At 38.8% G+C, this 18,327-nt stretch carries 13 protein-coding genes; 12 read left to right on the top strand and 1 reads right to left on the bottom strand.

The genetic code is table 11. The annotated features are described in order from the left end of the window. Nucleotides 1–22 precede the first annotated feature (22 nt). The 9 genes from E0E32_RS20625 to E0E32_RS20585 all read left to right on the top strand — a co-directional run bounded on the left by E0E32_RS20625 (nt 23) and on the right by E0E32_RS20585 (nt 8,992). Entirely contained in the window at nt 23–649 is a 627-nt protein-coding gene (locus E0E32_RS20625) for a DUF2975 domain-containing protein (RefSeq protein WP_130860702.1), read from the top strand. 6 nt (nt 650–655) lie between these two features. Then, nucleotides 656–880 (top strand): helix-turn-helix domain-containing protein, encoded by a 225-nt coding sequence (locus E0E32_RS20620; RefSeq protein WP_130860701.1) that lies wholly within the window; start codon nt 656–658, stop codon nt 878–880. Nucleotides 881–1,101: 221 nt separating this feature from the next. Next, the gene (locus tag E0E32_RS20615) at nt 1,102–1,818 is read left to right on the top strand and encodes a sulfite exporter TauE/SafE family protein (protein ID WP_066189665.1); all 717 of its coding nucleotides are present in this window, start codon (nt 1,102–1,104) and stop codon (nt 1,816–1,818) included. A gap of 50 nt (nt 1,819–1,868) precedes the next feature. Continuing rightward, nucleotides 1,869–2,630 (top strand): SDR family NAD(P)-dependent oxidoreductase, encoded by a 762-nt coding sequence (locus E0E32_RS20610; protein ID WP_066189669.1) that lies wholly within the window; start codon nt 1,869–1,871, stop codon nt 2,628–2,630. 160 nt (nt 2,631–2,790) lie between these two features. Then, nucleotides 2,791–3,618, top strand: coding sequence for a sugar phosphate isomerase/epimerase family protein (locus E0E32_RS20605; protein WP_130860700.1), 828 nt, complete (start codon nt 2,791–2,793; stop codon nt 3,616–3,618). A 286-nt stretch (nt 3,619–3,904) separates the two neighbouring features. Continuing rightward, complete coding sequence (locus E0E32_RS20600; protein ID WP_066189677.1) at nt 3,905–4,924, top strand: LacI family DNA-binding transcriptional regulator; 1,020 nt, start codon at nt 3,905–3,907, stop codon at nt 4,922–4,924. A 139-nt stretch (nt 4,925–5,063) separates the two neighbouring features. After that, on the top strand, nt 5,064–5,714 hold the full coding sequence (locus E0E32_RS20595; protein WP_066189680.1) for a class II aldolase/adducin family protein: 651 nt from the start codon (nt 5,064–5,066) through the stop codon (nt 5,712–5,714). 1 nt (nt 5,715) lies between these two features. After that, nucleotides 5,716–7,191 carry a rhamnulokinase gene (locus tag E0E32_RS20590; protein ID WP_130860699.1) on the top strand — a complete coding sequence of 492 codons (1,476 nt, stop codon included), beginning with the start codon at nt 5,716–5,718 and terminating at the stop codon, nt 7,189–7,191. A gap of 13 nt (nt 7,192–7,204) precedes the next feature. Further along, a complete protein-coding gene (locus tag E0E32_RS20585; RefSeq protein ID WP_130860698.1) occupies nt 7,205–8,992 on the top strand; it encodes an L-fucose isomerase in 1,788 nt (595 codons plus the stop codon). A 122-nt stretch (nt 8,993–9,114) separates the two neighbouring features. On the opposite strand, the gene E0E32_RS20580 is transcribed toward E0E32_RS20585, so the two are convergent. After that, nucleotides 9,115–10,086 carry a tetratricopeptide repeat protein gene (locus E0E32_RS20580; RefSeq protein ID WP_066189685.1) on the bottom strand — a complete coding sequence of 324 codons (972 nt, stop codon included), beginning with the start codon at nt 10,084–10,086 and terminating at the stop codon, nt 9,115–9,117. A 751-nt stretch (nt 10,087–10,837) separates the two neighbouring features. Between E0E32_RS20580 and E0E32_RS20575 the strand changes: the two genes are divergently transcribed. The 3 genes from E0E32_RS20575 to E0E32_RS20565 all read left to right on the top strand — a co-directional run bounded on the left by E0E32_RS20575 (nt 10,838) and on the right by E0E32_RS20565 (nt 18,028). Beyond that, on the top strand, nt 10,838–12,451 hold the full coding sequence (locus E0E32_RS20575; RefSeq protein WP_235817477.1) for an extracellular solute-binding protein: 1,614 nt from the start codon (nt 10,838–10,840) through the stop codon (nt 12,449–12,451). 156 nt (nt 12,452–12,607) lie between these two features. Further along, nucleotides 12,608–14,866, top strand: coding sequence for a glycoside hydrolase family 3 N-terminal domain-containing protein (locus E0E32_RS20570; RefSeq protein ID WP_066189687.1), 2,259 nt, complete (start codon nt 12,608–12,610; stop codon nt 14,864–14,866). A gap of 9 nt (nt 14,867–14,875) precedes the next feature. Then, the gene (locus tag E0E32_RS20565; protein ID WP_130860697.1) at nt 14,876–18,028 is read left to right on the top strand and encodes an alpha-mannosidase; all 3,153 of its coding nucleotides are present in this window, start codon (nt 14,876–14,878) and stop codon (nt 18,026–18,028) included. Nucleotides 18,029–18,327: the final 299 nt, after the last annotated feature.

The following is an 18,327-nucleotide window of genomic DNA, read 5'->3' as shown; positions in this document are numbered from 1 at the left end:
AACGAAAAGAGGATGATTATATATGGTTAAGAAAAAAGTAAGTCAGCTGCTGCCTCAACGTTCTGGAAGAATGATAACGTTACTCAATGTTGTCAAGTGGTTTACGCTTGTGTTTTTAGTCTATACCATAGGAGAAGCAATTTGGTCTTTGTTTCTGCCTGCCTCTGCATTTGAGGCGGAATCGGGTGTGAATGCTTGGCGTATCGATGGACCAGTGGTTGGAAATCTGTTATTTAGTGCATATATTCCTTTTGATATTCTATTATCTGTCGGTCAGTATCATTTTGAGGCGAAACATGCCTTTATTACCTATGTGTTTTTTAACGGATTAACCTTTTCCCTCCCGCTCTTGTACGGAATTCGGCAAATAAAAACGATACTAGCCTCTATTGCAGAGGGTCGTACCCCTTTCTCTGATCAGAATGTGAAATGTTTACAACGGTTAGCCCTTATTTTGTTTTTATATGGAATTTTTGGAAAACTCATTATCAACCTTGCTATGTCCGTGTTTGTAACTCAAATTGTGAGTATCAGTCTCTCGATGATTATTAGTTATTCTGCCCTGATTGCAGGTTTATTATTTTTTGTTGTGGCGCAAATCTTCCAATATGGAACTTATTTGCAAAAAGAAATGGATGAAACGGTGTGATGAAAGATGCCGATTATTATTAGAGTAGATCGTATGCTAGCTGAGCGGAAAATGAAATTAAATGATTTGGCAAGGATCACGGGAATTTCCAATGTTAATCTTTCTAAATTAAAAACAGGCAACGTTAAAGCGATACGATTCTCGACATTGGAAGCTATTTGTAAGACATTGCGTTGCCAGCCGGGTGATATATTGGAATATACAGAAGATGAAGAACAGGATGAGGCATAAAAATATCTGTTTTTCGATTGGGAACAGATTAGCTTAGAATATTTCGTTTTCTATGTAGTGTATTTGTTTATTTTTCTGTGATAGGGAAGCGACTCAGCAAGCCCTGCACTTGGTTTTTACAAACAGTTTGTTATACATTCCAAGTGTTATACAAAGCGTCTTGAGGTAGGCTTATGATACAATAGGGCAGTAGGAAATGAACATGAGGAAAGCGGGTTTATATGGAGTTCTTCATTTTTATGGTGATTATTTTTCTTGCTTCCATCTTGCAAACTAGTACAGGTTTTGGTTTTTCTATTTTAGCGACACCATTCCTATTATTATTGTTTCAGCCAATGGAAGCGATTCAAATTAACTTGATTTTGTCATTAGTCATATCGTGTGCTTTAATTGCGAAGATCAGAAAAGATATAGACATGGGGATTCTTAAGCGTTTTGTGCTAGGGAGTCTGCCAGGCTTATTACTAGGAATATATATTTTCTTGGCTATGGATATCAATGGTCTGAAGCTTGCTGTTAGTTTGATTATTTTAGTGTTAACCGTGTTGTTGATTGGTAGATGGCGATTGCGTCAAACAAAGAAACGCGACCTTGCGATTGGTGGTTTATCGGGAGCTTTTACAACCAGTATTGGGATGCCAGGTCCACCGCTATTGCTCTATTTTTCAGGGACGAATACGATTAAGGAAACGTTACGAGCCACCACGTTGGGCTATTATCTGTTTATCTATTTTGCCAGTTTGATCGTACAAATCATATTTGCTGGCACGAACCAGACGGTTTGGTTATCTAGTTTATGGGCATTGCCGGTGGTGGGCATTGGATTAGTAGCTGGTCAATGGTGGTTCAAAAAAATGAGCCCGCGATTCTTTCAAGTGTTGACTTACTTATTATTAATCTTCACAGGTATTTACTTATTACTGGAGAGTATAAGATGAAGCGTCTTTATCAGCAGTTTGGCAACAGATAAAGAGAATGGAGGTAGAACATGACATATTCCTTAACAGGTAAACTAGCTCTAGTAACTGGTGGCTCTAGAGGATTGGGAAAAAGTATTAGTGGAGCCTTGGCGGCAGCTGGGGCAACCGTCATTGTCAATTATGCTAATGATGTAGAGAGTGCTGAACAAACGGTGAAGTGGATTCGGGACAATGGCGGTGAGGCGAGAGCCGTGCAGGCAGATGTGACCGATGAAGAAGCGGTAGACCAGCTTATTAAGCAAATTGGAGAAGAAACAGGTGGTACGATTGATATCTTGGTTAATAATGCGACCGGAGCTCAGCCACAATTATCGATTGAAGAGAGCGAATGGACCGATTATGAAGCGCAATTTCGCTTTTTTGTGAAGGCGCCTTTATTACTAACAAAAGCTGTCCTTCCAGGCATGAAGATGAAGCGGAGTGGTCGTATTATCAATATTGGCAGTGAGGTCGTTCAGCTTGGTAATGCTCGTTTCGCCAATTACGTTACAGCGAAGTCTGCACAGTTGGGTATGACGCGGTCATGGGCAAGTGAACTTGGGCCGTTTGGAATTACCGTGAACGTAATTAATCCAGGTTTTATCCCTGTGGAGAAGCACGCAGAAACCCCAGCAGATGTATTAGCGCAATATCAAAACAATGTCCCGTTGCAGAGAATGGGAGTGCCTGATGATATTGGAAATGCTATTGTCTTTATCGCAGCGGATGAAGCAAACTTTATCACAGGACAATCGCTGTCTGTTAATGGTGGGAATACATTTGGGGTATAAGTCTTAACATAGAATAGGATAGATAAAGTAAAATATATCAAGGGTTATTTTTTAGCCTCTGCTAATGTCTATTCGTTGCACAGGATGCGGCTCATGGATGTTTGGCGGATAATTGCATCGAAAAAAATGCGTCAACATATAATAGAAAGGTTGAATCGAAATGGAATTAGGTATTCTGACAGATACCATCAAACGTGATTCGATAGAAGAGACCTTGGAAGTGATCAACTCGTATGGTTTGCATTATATTCAGCTAGATTTAACAAGTGCTGGCCTCCCTACCATGCCGGAAAAAATTGAGGTAGAGATGGTCAAAAGAATCAAAGATGCTGCTCAAGAAAATGATATTACGATTAGCGCAGTTTCTGGTACTTTCAATATGTCCCATCCTGATGAGAATGTGAGACGGGCTGGTTTGGAGCGGTTGGAAAGCCTTGCCGTAACGACCAAATCAATGGGTTCCTCCGTAATTACTTTGTGTACAGGAACAAGGGATGAGGAAAATATGTGGAGGTGGCATCCGGATAATAATACGCCAGAGGCTTGGCGTGATATGTCGGATTGTTTGAGACAAGCTTTGGATATTGCAGCAGAGCATGATGTTATCCTAGCTATTGAAACAGAGGCCTCCAATGTGGTGAACACAGCAGCGCGTTGTAGAGAAATATTGGATCAAATGCAGTCGCCTCACTTGAAGGTGATTATGGATGCTGCCAACTTGTTTCAACTTAATCAATATGATCAAATGCAAGCTACCATTCAAGAAGGATTTGATTTATTAGGGGAAGAAGTGGTTCTTTCTCATGCGAAGGATCTCTCTGCCGAACCAGGACGGAGTTTTGTTGCAGCAGGAGAAGGGATTCTTGATTATGATTATTACCTCGCACAGTTGGCTCAGGGATATGATCATATTCCGTTAATTATGCATGGATTATCGGAAGCACAGATCCATAAGAGTATGGAATTTTTAAAACAACATATGATTTAGCAAGAAAAAAGGCGCCGTCGTACAGGTTGATCTGCTGTGCAACCAGGCGCCTGCATGATGATTGTGCTAGGTAATAGTTCCATCTTTTAGCAAGCTATTTTGTTTATTTGTTATAAAATAAGATAGCACATTTCAATTGTTACCGATAACAAATAGTGATATAATAAAAATTATCTCTATTCTATGTAAATACGTGAAATTCACAAGAATCATAGTCAATCCTTGCAATCTCGTTATGTTATCGCTATCCTTGAGGGTATAACGTACATAGAATGGGGCTATGGATATGGTAACAATTTATGATATTGCGAAGAATGCCAATGTTTCACCGATGACGGTATCCCGAGTGATCAATAACTCGGCTAATATCAAGGCAACCACAAGAAAGAAGGTGGAGAGGGCCATTGCTGAATTGGGTTATATACCAAATGCAGCAGCAAGAAGCCTTACCTCGAACCAAACGAAGACCTTAGGGCTCATGTTACCAGATATTACGAACCCTTTTTTCTCTAAAATTGCCAGAGGGGTAGAAGATATGGCGGTAGAGAGAGGTTATCGTGTGTTAATTAGTAATACCGATGAAGACAGTCAAAAAGAGATCAACTATATTGACATGATGATCTCGGCTAGGGTCGATGGTGTATTGTTGGCACCTACTAGTGACACAACGATTAATCAGATTGAACGATTGAGGCAGCATGATATTCCAGTGGTATTGCTTGACCGAACCATTGAAGGGTTTTCTGGGGATTATGTGATTGGTGATAGTTATGCAGGAAGCCAACAGCTTGTGCAGCACTTGATTGATGGAGGCCATCGAAATATTTCCTTAATTAATGGACCATCTAATGTGTCAACGGCAAGAGAGCGTGCCCGAGGTTATTTGGAGACGCTTGAGAAAAACGGGTTGGAGCAGTATGAACATTATCTTTCGGAATTAGATTATAAGCATGCGCAAGAAGGTAAGGCCAAAAAAATTCTCGAACGTTTATGGAGTCTTGATCCAGATCAGCGCCCTACCGCTATCTTTGCAGCGAATAACTTTATCGCCGTGAGTTTGATTAGAACCTTGCGGGAGATGGGGCTAAGCGTGCCAAAGGATATATCGGTGGTTTGCTTTGATGAGGTAGAGCCTGTGGTGTATTTTGATCCTTTCTTTACAGTATCTGCTCAGCCAGCCACTGAATTCGGTCGAGTGGGGATCCAGCTGCTCATTGATCGGGTGGAAAATAAAGAGATGGATGAAGCAAAAAAAATCGTCCTTCAGCCAGAGATTCACATCCGCAAATCAACATTAAAAAGATAGGCAAGCAGAGGGGCAGGAACGTCGCCCCTTTCATCGGTTTTGTAACCGTTTTATCCATTGCGTTCAACATGATGAAAGGTGTCTCATTTTATGTTACCGGTAACGAATGTATCGTGCATTAATAAGGAGGGGGATGTAAATGAACCATGTAAGAGAACAATTGGGTTTATACGCAAAGAAGCTTGTACAATCCGGACTGGTAGTAGGGGCTGGAGGGAATTTAAGTATGCGGGAAGGGGAATACATGTATCTTTCTCCAAGCGGCTTTGATCTACAAGAAATTGGTGAGGATCAATGGGTGAAGGTGCACATTGATTCTGGTGAGATACATGGTGATTTAAAGCCATCTTCAGAGATCCTCATGCATCTGGCATGTTTTCGAAAAAGGCCAGATATTGATTCTGTTTTACATGCGCATCCTAGTTATTCTGTTGGGGTTTCTTCTGCAGGTCAGGAGATACCGAGTATGTTTCCGGATTTTCCAGCCATGATTAAGCAAGTAAGGTACTTAGAATATATGATTCCGACCACCCATGTATTAGCAGATGCTGTTGCAGATGTGGTGGAAGAAACCGATGTGATTGTTATGCGGAATCATGGGGTATTAACCGTAGGGAAATCGATCAAAGAAGCCTATTTTTTTATGCAATTAGTAGAAGAAGCGGCTAAGGTCTTCACGATTTCAAGCACAGTGGGCACGCCACGACTATTATCGACGGAAGAGTGCGAAGACCTGCGTAATCTTTCCAGTGAAAAGTATCGAGCCAAATTGTTGAAGGATGAGGGATAACATGAAGAAGATATGGGCATTTGACATAGGTGCTTCTAATGGAAGACTGATGCTAAGTAGCTTCAACGGGGAAAAAATGTATATGGAGGAGATACACCGGTTTGATAATCACCCTGTTCATGTAACAGGCCATGACTATTGGGATATTCTTCATATCTTCTCAGAGATGAAAAGAGCCATGCAAATTAGTTTACAAAAAGGGCATACCAATATTGAAAGTATGGGAATCGATACATGGGGAGTGGACTTTGGCCTGCTTGCAGAAACGGGAGAGTTATTAATGAATCCATACAGCTATCGAAACCCTCGTAATCAGCAGGCAATGGAAGAGGCGTTACAATGGATTAGTTCAGAGGAATTATTTCGTTTAACCGGAGTGGAGACGGCGGCGATTAATACCCTATTTCAATTGTATGCGATCCAGAAAGAGCATCCAGCATTATTAGAACAGGCCGAGACCTTATTACTGACGCCGAGCTTATTGTCTTATTTATTCAGTGGTGAGAAATACAATGAGTTTACGATCAGTTCAACCACGCAAATGCTTGCTATAAGAGGAAGGAAGTGGGAGACTTCCATCTTGGAACAGCTAGATATTCCGACCCACATACTGACTCCATTAGTCGAATCGGCGACCATCGCTGGGGAGACATTGCCAGCTATTAATCAGGAATTGCAGATGGATGCGATCAAGGTCGTCCATGTAGCCGGACATGACACAGCCAGTGCCTTGGCCGCACTACCATTAGCAGATGTCCCATCCGTCTTTATGAGCTGTGGTACCTGGGTGTTGATTGGTGTACCTATAGCTGAGGCTGTTACTGATATCAAAGCAATGCAATGGGGATTTACCAATGAAGGGACGATCGATGGTGGTGCGCGGTTACAGAAAAACAACATGGGCATGTGGCTGTTGCAGCAGTGTCGCAAGGTGTGGGAAAGACAAGGAACGGTCACTGATTTTGATCGTGAAAATAGATGTTTTATAGATGCACCACCCTTTCGTTCGTTGATTAACCCGGATGATCCGCGATTTTTCAATCCAGATAATATGGTGGAGGAAATCCAGCATTTTTGTCGCGAGACTGCTCAGCCGGTCCCGGAAACACAAGGCGAGATGATCCGCTGCATTTTAGAAAGTCTGGCTCTGAAATACAATTGGGTCATTCAGCGATTAGACCAGCTTACAAGAGAAAAATTGAACCGTATACATATGGGAGGTGGAGCCATTCGTAATCAGCACTTATGTCAATTAACCGCAAATGCCACCGGGCGGGAAGTGGTGGCAGGACCTATTGAAGCAAGTTCTATTGGAAATGCGATCGCACAATGGATAGCGTTAGGGGAAATAGCTGATATGCAAGAAGCGCGAGAAGTCATTCAGCATTCTTTTCCAGTGACACATTATTACCCCGAAGATTCAGCAGAATGGCAACAGGTGTATCAACGCTTTACTCAATATATAGAAGAATCGTAGAGGAGGAAGAAAAATGACAGCAACTAGCAGATGGATAGGAGAAATGCCGAAAATCGGAATTCGTCCGACAATTGATGGAAGAAGAAAGGGAGTACGGGAATCGTTAGAAGAGAAAACGATGACCATGGCAAAAACCGTAGCGCAATTACTAGCTGACAATCTGCATTATAACAATGGAGAGCCAATTCAGACGGTGATTGCTGATACTTGTATTGGAGGCGTAGCGGAGGCTGCACAGGCAAAAGCCAAATTTGATAAAGAAAATGTTGGCGTTACCATTACGGTTACTCCTTGCTGGTGTTATGGTTCTGAAACAATGGATATGAACCCGAATCGACCGAATGCCATCTGGGGTTTTAATGGAACCGAACGCCCAGGAGCCGTTTATTTAGCAGCTGTTTTGGCGGCGCATAATCAGAAGGGTATTCCTGCTTTTGGTATATATGGTCATGATGTGCAAGACATTGAGGATCAGAGTATACCTGCCGATGTGAGAGAGAAGCTACTCCGTTTCGCACGTGCTGGGATAGCGGTGGCTATGTTGAAGGATAAATCATACTTGTCGATTGGTTCGGTGTCGATGGGGATTGCCGGCAGTATGGTGAATGAAGAGTTTTTCCAAGAATATTTAGGCATGCGTAATGAATATGTTGATATGTCAGAATTAACTCGCCGGGTAGAGGAAGAGATTTATGATAAAGAGGAATTTGCCCAAGCCTATACTTGGATAAAACAAAACGGTGTGTTTGGATCAGATATTAACCAGGAAGAAAACAAACGTACAGACGAGCAAAAAGATGCCGATTTACAAATGAACATTAAAATGACCATGATCGTCAGGGATTTGATGGAGGGTAATCCAAAGCTTGCGGAGATGGGCTTTGAAGAAGAGGCAATGGGACATCATGCTATCGCATCTGGTTTCCAAGGGCAGAGGCAATGGACTGACCATTTTCCTAATGGTGATTTTATGGAGGCAATCTTAAACTCTTCCTTCGATTGGAATGGTATTCGCGCACCGTATATGGTAGCAACTGAAAATGACACTTTAAATGCAGCCACCATGCTGTTTGGTCATTTATTAACCAACCGTGCACAGATTTTTGCCGATGTGCGTACGTATTGGAGCCCTGAGGCAGTGAAGCGTGTAACCGATCATAGCTTAGCAGGACATGCCGAGCAAGGGGTTATTCATTTATTAAATTCAGGTGCAGCGGCATTAGACGGGACCGGTGAACAAGAAGTCGATGGTCAGCCAGTCATGAAGCCGTTCTGGAACATTACAGAAGAGGAAGCAGACAAATGCATGCAAGCAACTGAGTGGCGCCCAGCCAATACGGAGTATTTCCGTGGTGGGGGATTCTCCAGTAATTTTAAAACAAAGGGAGAAATGCCAGTTACGATTGCCCGTGTTAATTTAATCAAAGGATTAGGCCCAGTGTTGCAGCTCGCAGAAGGATATACCGTTGACCTGCCGGATAAGGTGCATGCCACATTAAATGACCGTACTGATCCAACATGGCCCACCACATGGTTTGTACCTAGGCTAACCGGTGAAGGAGCATTTCGTGATGTGTATTCCGTGATGAACAATTGGGGAGCCAATCATTGTGCAGTCAGCTATGGTCATATTGGAGCCGATCTCCTTACCCTTGCTTCCATGCTCCGTATTCCAGTGAATATGCACAATGTACAGGAAGAAGCCATCTTCCGTCCAAGTGCTTGGAATATGTTTGGTACGAATGACTTAGAAGGAGCGGATTATCGGGCATGTCAGACGTATGGGCCGTTGTATAAATAGAAAAAATATAATTCCAGACGGATATAAGCGGCAGCATCATGATAAGTTATTGCAAGAATGAACGTTGTAGCAAAGTAAAAAGTAGTACAGCCAAGCTAGGCTGTACTACTTTTTAGTGTGCGTTACTCCGTCAACTGAATAAACGTCTCATCTTCATAAACCGGTTCTAGTAATGGATCACTGTAGGCAACATCTCGTAACTCAGAATTTAAGGCAATCGCCTCTTCCAAATTTGCAAGACCATCGTCTGTATTGCCTTGTTGAATAAGTGCCACGCTCAGACCATAGAATCCGACACCCTCTTCAGGAAACTGTTCGGTCATATCGGTATAAAAAGCCTCTGCCTCTTCCAATTTACCTGCGTAAGTAAGCATTAATCCTTTATAGTCCATATTGTCTATTTCACGTTCAGGTTCTAATTCAATCAGTTTTTCAATATAGGGAATGGTGCCCTCATAGTTTTCCGCTAAGTCATTGGAATAAACAAGGTACCGAAGTGCGTCAATATCTTCTGGATATGTTTGTAAGTAATCCTCTAGAAAAGGAATGCTTTCCTCATATCTTTCTAAGAAATAAAGGGATACCCCTTTTCCGTACAAGGCATAAGGTGCGGTTGGATCTATTTCCAACGCCTTGTTGTAGTATTCTAAGGCTTTTTCATCTCTCTCTAACATGGAGTGTGCATTGCCCATATTGATAAATTGCTCAGGTTCATCTTCACTAATATCAATCGCCTTTTGGGCAGCGACAATCGCTTGTTCATACTCATCTAGCTCATTTAACGATAAGGCTAGATTCGTATAAGCGCTGTCTGATTGGTCATCAATCTCCACCGCTTCTTCTAATGTTTCTTGGGCTTCTTCATAGCGTTCCAATTCATTTAAAATATAGCCTTTCTCATTGAGCAGATAAGCATCCTCTGGGTAATCGGACAATCGTTCATTCACATCGACCAGTGCAGTTTCAAATTCTCCTTGTTGATACCAATTATCATAATCTTCCCTTGAAAAGGAAGTATCCGTTGAACTAAGCAGACTACAGCCTGTCATGATGAAAAGTAATAAAGTGCTTAAGATGAATGTTTTTTGTCTCATGTTTTCCCCCTGGATAAGCATTGAAATTAATTTGCAAAAGAACAATATATATTGTAATACAAATGAAATATAAAAGGAAGTATTATATACAATAAAAGTATTAATGAATCAATGTGAGCATAGTGTACACTTCATTATCTTCAAGTGCTTCTTTCATACTTAGATTATTTAGATTGATTAGTATTTGTTTTTTAAAAAACTTTATGGTATCATCAATTTCATTATTTTTTTCAACAGTTAGGTTTATGAAAAACTAATTATCCATATGATTGGCTTTTGAAGGAAACCATGCCTGACTAGTTATGATGAAGGATAATAAATATTAATAACACATTTCACATATAGGTAAAACAATACATATCAACAATTTTTGAAAGCGGTATCACTAGTGGGTTTGTATTGAAGTAAAAGTAATAGTGACAATTTAAAACAAAAACAACATATTGATAACGCTTACTTTTATCGTTATGATGAGGACAGTTAATAAATTGAAAAATAGAAAAGGAGGGATGCAAATTATTTACTGGTAAACTGAATTTTGTTGTAGTTAAACAATAAAGTAAGAATTAGTTATCACATGTTCTTAGTATTTAAAAAGCAGATTAGAATCCCTTGTTTCAATTGCTATTTCTAAGAATAGAACGATCAATTGGCATTAATTGTTTAATTTTAGGATTATACAGGCTAGTCCTGTTTAAGGAGTTGATATGAAAAAAGTTGTTATCTATGAAAAAATAAGGGGAGAGGTTAAATGATGAAGAGAAATTTTTGGTTATCAATAATGTTTTCAGTACTTTTAATTATTTTAATAGCATGTAACACAGATGACTCAGCAAATCAAAATGATGGTGAAAATGATAGCGATAACAAATCGGTTGAGGTAAATAAAGAGGGCTATCCAATTGTAGATGAAGAAATAACATTATCATTAATGGCTCCTGGTACCGGTATCGCAGAATGGAAAGATATGCCTACATTACAAGAATACTCAGAGAAAACAAATATTAATTTTGATTACGATACGCCACCATTAAGTGATTTTCAAACCAAATTGAATTTAGCATTTGCAAGTGGAGATATTTCAGACATTATATTCGGTGCCTCAACAGATGACTTAACACCAAGTATGGAAGTTAATTATGGTGAACAGGGTGTTTTAATCCCTTTAGAAGAATTGATTGATGAATATGCTCCAAATCTTAAAGCATTGATGGAAGAAAATCCAGAAATAGAAAGGTCAATCACCACGACAGATGGACATATTTATGTATTACCAGCTATCAATCAACATCCTACATCAGCGTGGCCAGCGGGTCCTATGTGGTTTAACGGTGAATGGTTAGATGCACTAGGTGTAGAGGAATTACCAAAAACGACGGATGAGTTATATGAGTTGTTAGTGCGTTTTCGTGATGAAGATCCCAATGGCAATGGTGAAGCTGATGAAATTCCTTTAATTGATGTCAAAATGGAAAGTACAAGAAGATGGTTGCTAGCCGCCTTTGGAATGAAAGAGTGGGGAATTGAAGAAGTTGATGGAACAGTTAGATATGCACCAATCACAGAGAATTATAAAGAATATATAACGTATATGAATAAATTGTATGACGAGAAATTACTTGATCCCGAGACCTTCTCACAAGCGGATGAACAGAAAAAGGCAAAAGGACAGCAAAATAAATTAGGTTTATTTCCTGATTGGTTTTCTTTCTTTACAACAGGGCAAACGGAAGAAGAAGCAATGAATAATCCGATGTTTCATCCTTTGACAAGTGATGTGTCACCGGAAATAGTTTTACCTGGAAATCCTGGAATTAGTAGAGGGGCTTTTGCCATTACCAAAAACAATGACTATCCTGAAGCTTCCATACGATGGATTGACTATCTCTATTCTCAAGAAGGGCGAGATTTCTTTGATCAAGGACCAGAAGGTTACTTGTGGGAAGAAGGCGAGGATGGTCAAAGAGTTTTTAAAGATGTTCCTGAAGAATTCGATAGTAGTGAAGATTATCGTGGTTCTTTAACACCAGCATATGCTATTAATACACCAATGCTAGTGGATTTAGTAGAAACCGCACCAAGATCTGATTTTGAGTTATTCATTGAGGAAGAAACGAAAACGAAAGTAGATGCATATGCAGAAACAGCGTATCCATTAGTTTACCTAACAGAGGAGGAGCAAGAAGAAATTAACACAATTGAAGTGGACTTAGAGTCTTATGTAGAACAAATGGAAGCAAAGTTTATCACAGGAGTAGAACCATTAACAAATTGGGATAAATATATAGAAACAATCGAAAACATGAATATTGATCGTTATGTAAAAATTTATCAAGCTGCATACGATCGTTGGGCAGAAAACTAATAAGGAATGAAATCAAAGGCTTGTTATTTATATCATCGAGTATGATAACAAGTCTTTGACACACCATAATTTGCTGGAAGAAATTTTACATAAGACAACAAATTGCTATGAATAAAAAGTAGCTATTAAATCGAGTGGAAAAAGAGGTGAGACCGATTGATAGAACAACAGGTTGATCAATTACTAAGTCTAATGACTTTAAAAGAAAAAGTAGGACAATTAAACCAAAAGCTATATGGCTGGCAAGTATACAAAAAAGAGGGGGACAAATATGAACTAACAGATATATTTAAAAAACATGTTGAAGAATTCCAGGGGATTGGAGCACTATATGGTTTATTCCGAGCAGATCCATGGTCAGGTATCCATTTTGATAATGGTATTCCTTTAGAAGATTGTAAATATGTAACAAATATGATTCAACGATATTTAAAAAAACATACAAGATTAGGTATTCCGGTATTATTTTCAGAAGAATGTCCTCATGGCCATCAAGGATTGAATAGTATTGTCTTTCCAACACATATTGGTTCCGGTGCCTCGTGGAATCCAAAACTCCAACAAAGAGTATCAAACTATGTAGCAAAGGAACTACAGGAAAAAGGGGTGCATCTTGGACTGGTGTCAACGTTAGATATAGCAAGAGATCCGCGATGGGGTAGAACGGAAGAGTGTTTCAGTGAAGATCCGTACTTATCATCTAAAATGACGGAAGCAGTAGTAAAGGGGATGCAAGGGGATAGCAAAAAAGCCCCGAAAGTTCTAGCAGTGTTAAAACATTTTGCTGCTCAAGGTTCTGCAACTGGTGGCCATAATGCCGGACCAGCCTTAATTGGTGAGCGTGAATTAAGGGAAATACATATTCCACCAATGAAAGCAGGGATTGAGGCAGGAGCATTAGCATGTATGGCAGCATATAACGAAATTGATGGTGTTCCTTGCCATTCCAATCCATATTTATTAACAAATCTTCTGAGAGATGAACTTGGATTTCAAGGCTTCGTAATGGCGGATGGTGTCGCTTTAGAGAGGTTACTTCAACTTACTGGTAATATAGGTTTAGCAGCGAAATATGCACTAGAAGCAGGTGTAGACTTAAGTTTATGGGATGATATATATACTAATATAGAATGTGCAGTGAAAGATGGACAAATAGCAGAAGAAACAGTAGATAAGGCAGTGAGAAGAATTCTATATGTGAAATTCCTTTTGGGTTTATTTTCTGCAGATTATCAAGAAGATACTACATCCATTGTAAACCGAGAGGAAGGTAGGAAGTTAAGCGTGGAAATTGCTAGGGAATCGATTACCCTTCTTAAAAATAAGCAAAATCTATTACCATTAGCAAAAGATAAGCGAACAATTGCTGTTATTGGCCCCAATGCAGATCATGTGTATAACATGCTTGGAGATTATACACCACCGCAACGGGAAGATGCTGTTGTGACGATAAAAGAAGGAGTTTCTTCTATTGTCAATGATCATTGTAAAGTGTTGTATACAAAGGGATGCGATATTCGATCAGAGGACAAATCTGATTTTGAACATGCGAAAGCAATAGCAAGTTTATCAGATGTGCTTATCTTAGCATTAGGCGGTTCGAGTGCTAGAGAATTTGGAATGTCGTTTCATACAAATGGTGCAGTAATAAATATGGACCAATCACAAATGGACAGTGGTGAGAATGTTGACGTAGAAAATCTACGATTAGGTGGAGCCCAAGAGGAATTGGTACAAGAGTTAGCAGAATTAAACATCCCGATGATTGGTGTCCTTGTCCAAGGGCGTCCACATAGTATCAAGAACATTGAACCTTTTCTGGATGCTATTTTAATTGGTTGGTATCCTGGACAACAAGGCGGTAAGGCAATAGCAGAAATTATTTTTGGGGAGATAAACCCTAGTGGTAAATTGCCAATTTCTATTCCATATTCTTCAGGGCAGCTTCCCGTTTACTATAACTATAAAGATAGCGGTGGAAAAAAAGATTACTATGATGGTTTAGGAGAAGCGATGTACAGTTTTGGCTATGGGCTTTCTTATTCTTCTTTTGATTATCAATTTGATTCAAAGCAAGAATTATTAATTAAACGAGAGGCATTAAATAAAGGTAAGGTAGTAGAACTTCCGATTGAAGTAACGAATGACGGACCTTACGATGGGTACGCTGTGATGCAATTATATATAAAAGATATCGAATCATCTGTTACTCAAAGAATGTTAGAATTAAAAGATTTTCAGAAAAGCTGGATTCGAGTGAACGAAACCAAAACAATCACATTAACTTTAACAAAAGAGGATTTGTCAGTATGGAATTTACAAATGAAGCAAGAAGTAGAAGCAGGTAAAGTATTGCTGATGGTGGGGGATTTTTCCAGAGGGTTCATCGAAAAAGAACTGATTATTAATGAATGAGGGATAACTATGCAAAGAATTTATCGTTTGATCAGACAGTTAAGAGAATTACAACATATTGATGTAATTACGATCAATAATTGGCATTCAAAAATATATATCTATGAAGAGGCAGCAACTTACTCTTTTATAAAAGAAAATAAGATAACGATTGGCGATCATCTGATTAATTCAGGGGAAACTGCTTTTTTAAAAGCGACTATTGATCTCCCGACTATTATCGATGGAGAACTTGTCGGCATTACTTTTAAAGTAGCAGGACCAGGTGGTCAACTTTCACATTATGAGGCATTATTATCTATCAATGGAGAACCATTACAAGGGTTTGATCGCAATCGTTCCTTTTATAAACTTCCGACCTATCTATCCAATGAAACGTCATTAGAAATGGAGCTAGAATTATTTAATCCTGTTGGTATACCAGAGGATCATTTGAGAGGATTTAATCAAGTGGCTAGTGCAGAAACAGATCCACCGCCACTCTATTTAGAGAGTAGCAAAGTGGTAAAAGTAAGCAAAGAAGTGCAAAATTTATTGTTCACGGTACAAACTGCTTGTTCTACTTTGGATTTATTGAAAGAGGAACCTTCTCGTTCTAATGTTCTATACCGTACATTATCAGAAGTTGCTGATGCATTTCGCATCATCACAGATATGGAGTTAATGGATGGAGCATTTATAGAAAAACAAGATAAAAAGGTACGCAATGTATTGGGATCATTAGCCGGTTATCGAGAAGGCACGATTAAAGCAATTGGTCAATCACATATTGATGTTGCGTGGCTGTGGCCATTAAAGGAAACGATTCGTAAAGCCTCCCGTACTTTCTCTACTGCCAGCACATTGTTAGATGAATATACCGATTTTGAATATGCACAAAGCCAACCACAATTATTTGAATTTGTGAAGAAATATCATCCCAAAGTATTTGAACGTGTAAAAAAACAAGTATCTTCGGGCAGGATGGAAATTATCGGTGGGATGTGGGTTGAACCAGATCTAAATATACCATCAGGAGAATCTCTAGTTAGACAGTTACTCTTTGGTAAAAAATATTTTCAAGAGGAGTTTGGACAAAAAACGAGGGTAGAATGGTTACCTGATACGTTCGGTTATTGTGCTTCATTACCCCAGCTGTTAAAAAAGGCTGAGATTGATTATTTTATGACTACTAAACTGAATTGGAATGATACGAACCGTTTTCCTTATGATTTGTTCTATTGGGAAGGAATCGATGGTACAAGTATTCTGTCTTATTTACACACGATTTTAGGCCAGCAAACAACACCGAAAGACATTAAAGAAACATGGAATAATTTTAATCAGAAGAAAGTATATGATGAGCGAATGTTAGTGTATGGCTATGGTGATGGAGGAGGTGGAGTTACTCGTGAAATGATTGAATCTCTAGCGCGTTCTGAGTCACTTCCAGGTTTACCAGACGTAAAGTTCAGTAAAGTACATGATTTTTTTGACCATGTGAAAGATAGAGGGCCAAATTTACCAACATGGTATGGTGATTTATATCTGGAGTTGCATCGTGGTACTTACACTACCCATGCAAAAATGAAAAAATATAACAGATTAGTAGAGAATTTATTTCGTACCCTTGAGGTTTGGTATTCTTTCAGTTATTTATATTTAGGTGTTGCCTATCCGAAAGAAAAAATAAATGAATTATGGAAATTAATTATGTTAAATCAATTTCATGATATTGTACCTGGGACTGCCATTGAACCAGTTTATCAATTATCGCGAAAGCAGTACGAAAAAGTGTTGCATGAAGGCCAGGAATTACAACAACAAGCATTAAGCCAGATTGTTTCTTCTATTCATACGGAAGGATCTGGGAAGCCTTATGTTGTATTTAATAGTCTTGGTTGGGATCGAGAACGAATTTTTATATTAAAAGGGGGGAAAGAGTTACTAAATAAGACGGTAGTAAACCAGAAAGGAGAACCTTATCAAGCTGATTATATCAAGCTCAATGATACAGAATTTGAAATGCAAGTAGTGATTTCTAATGTTCCACAATTTGGATATAAAACCGTATGGCTTACAGATTCAAATACCAATCATTTAGTAGCATCGAAAACGTTTATGAAAGAATGGGAAACGGTTTATTATAAAGTTCTATTTAATGATAAAGGGTTTATTACAAGGTTATACGATAAAGAAGCTGATAGAGAAGTGGTGGAGACAGGGCAACTAGCAAATGAGTTACAGCTATTCGATGATCTACCAACAAATTGGGATGCCTGGGATGTGGACCCGGAATTTGAATCACAGCAATTAGATGTAATGGAATTAATTGAGGCAAAAGTTATCTATTCAGGTACTGTAACCGATGAGCTTTCTTTTCAATGGAAAGCTAACCAATCAATAATTACACAAAAAATTATTTTTCATCACACTTCGAAGTTAATTGATTTTCATACGGAAGTTGATTGGAAAGAAAAACATAAGCTATTAAAGGTAGCCTTTCCTGTAAATATATTATCTGCTCATGCAACATATGAAATTCCGTTTGGGACGATCCAACGCCCGACACATAATAATACATCTTGGGAACAAGCGCAATTCGAAGTGTGTGCGCAGAAGTGGGCGGATCTATCAGAAGGGAATTATGGAGTTAGCTTAATGAATGATAGTAAGTACGGATACGACATAAAAGGGAAAAATATTCGTTTATCACTTTTACGTGCACCGAAATGGCCAGATGAAAGTGCTGATATAGAGAAACACGAATTTGTGTATTCATTATATCCACACATCGGTGATTGGAGAAATGCGCATACAGTACGTAAAGGACATGAACTTAATACAAATGATTCTATTATTCAGACGGATAAACAAAAAGGTAAGCTTCCACCTTCTCATTCATTTATTAGTATGGAAAGCAAGAGTACTATACTAGATACCATAAAATTAGCTGAAAATGGAAAAGGTATTATTATGAGGTTGTATGAAGCAGAAGGAAGTGAGACAATAATGGAGCTTAAACTAAAGGATAAACTAATCTGTTATGAAACAAATTTGCTTGAAAAACCTATTAACGATCCTCGAAAAGTTAATGACTTAGAAATGAAATCCAAACCTTACGAAGTTACCACGTTCTGTGTCACTAAAAATGGAAGAGAAATAAATGCAAAATTTGATTAATTATTGGAAAGCATAAGGTAGCGGTAAATTTAAAATAACATAGTATTCATATAGTTCAGCTAATGTTTCCATCAAAAAAATATATATTGCTCAAATAACCTCGTCGTGTTTATACTCTTTCTTTAAATGGGTATATGGGGTTATTTTTTTCTGTGTTGCTTGTTCAGATTAAAAAAATAGGAAAATAGTATAGTTTTTGGCTTTTCATATTCGGTTAAATCAACAAAGTCAGAAGGTAAGCGATTGCAATGCACGATAAATTATTTTAGACTTAATGCAGTAAGAGGAATAAGTTTTGG

The sequence above is a fragment of the Gracilibacillus phocaeensis genome (assembly GCF_900626275.1).
Classification (GTDB): Bacteria; Bacillota; Bacilli; order Bacillales; family Amphibacillaceae; genus Gracilibacillus; species Gracilibacillus timonensis.
The sequence above is the reverse complement of the archived record's forward strand: the minus strand, read 5'-3'. Positions and strand labels throughout refer to the sequence as shown.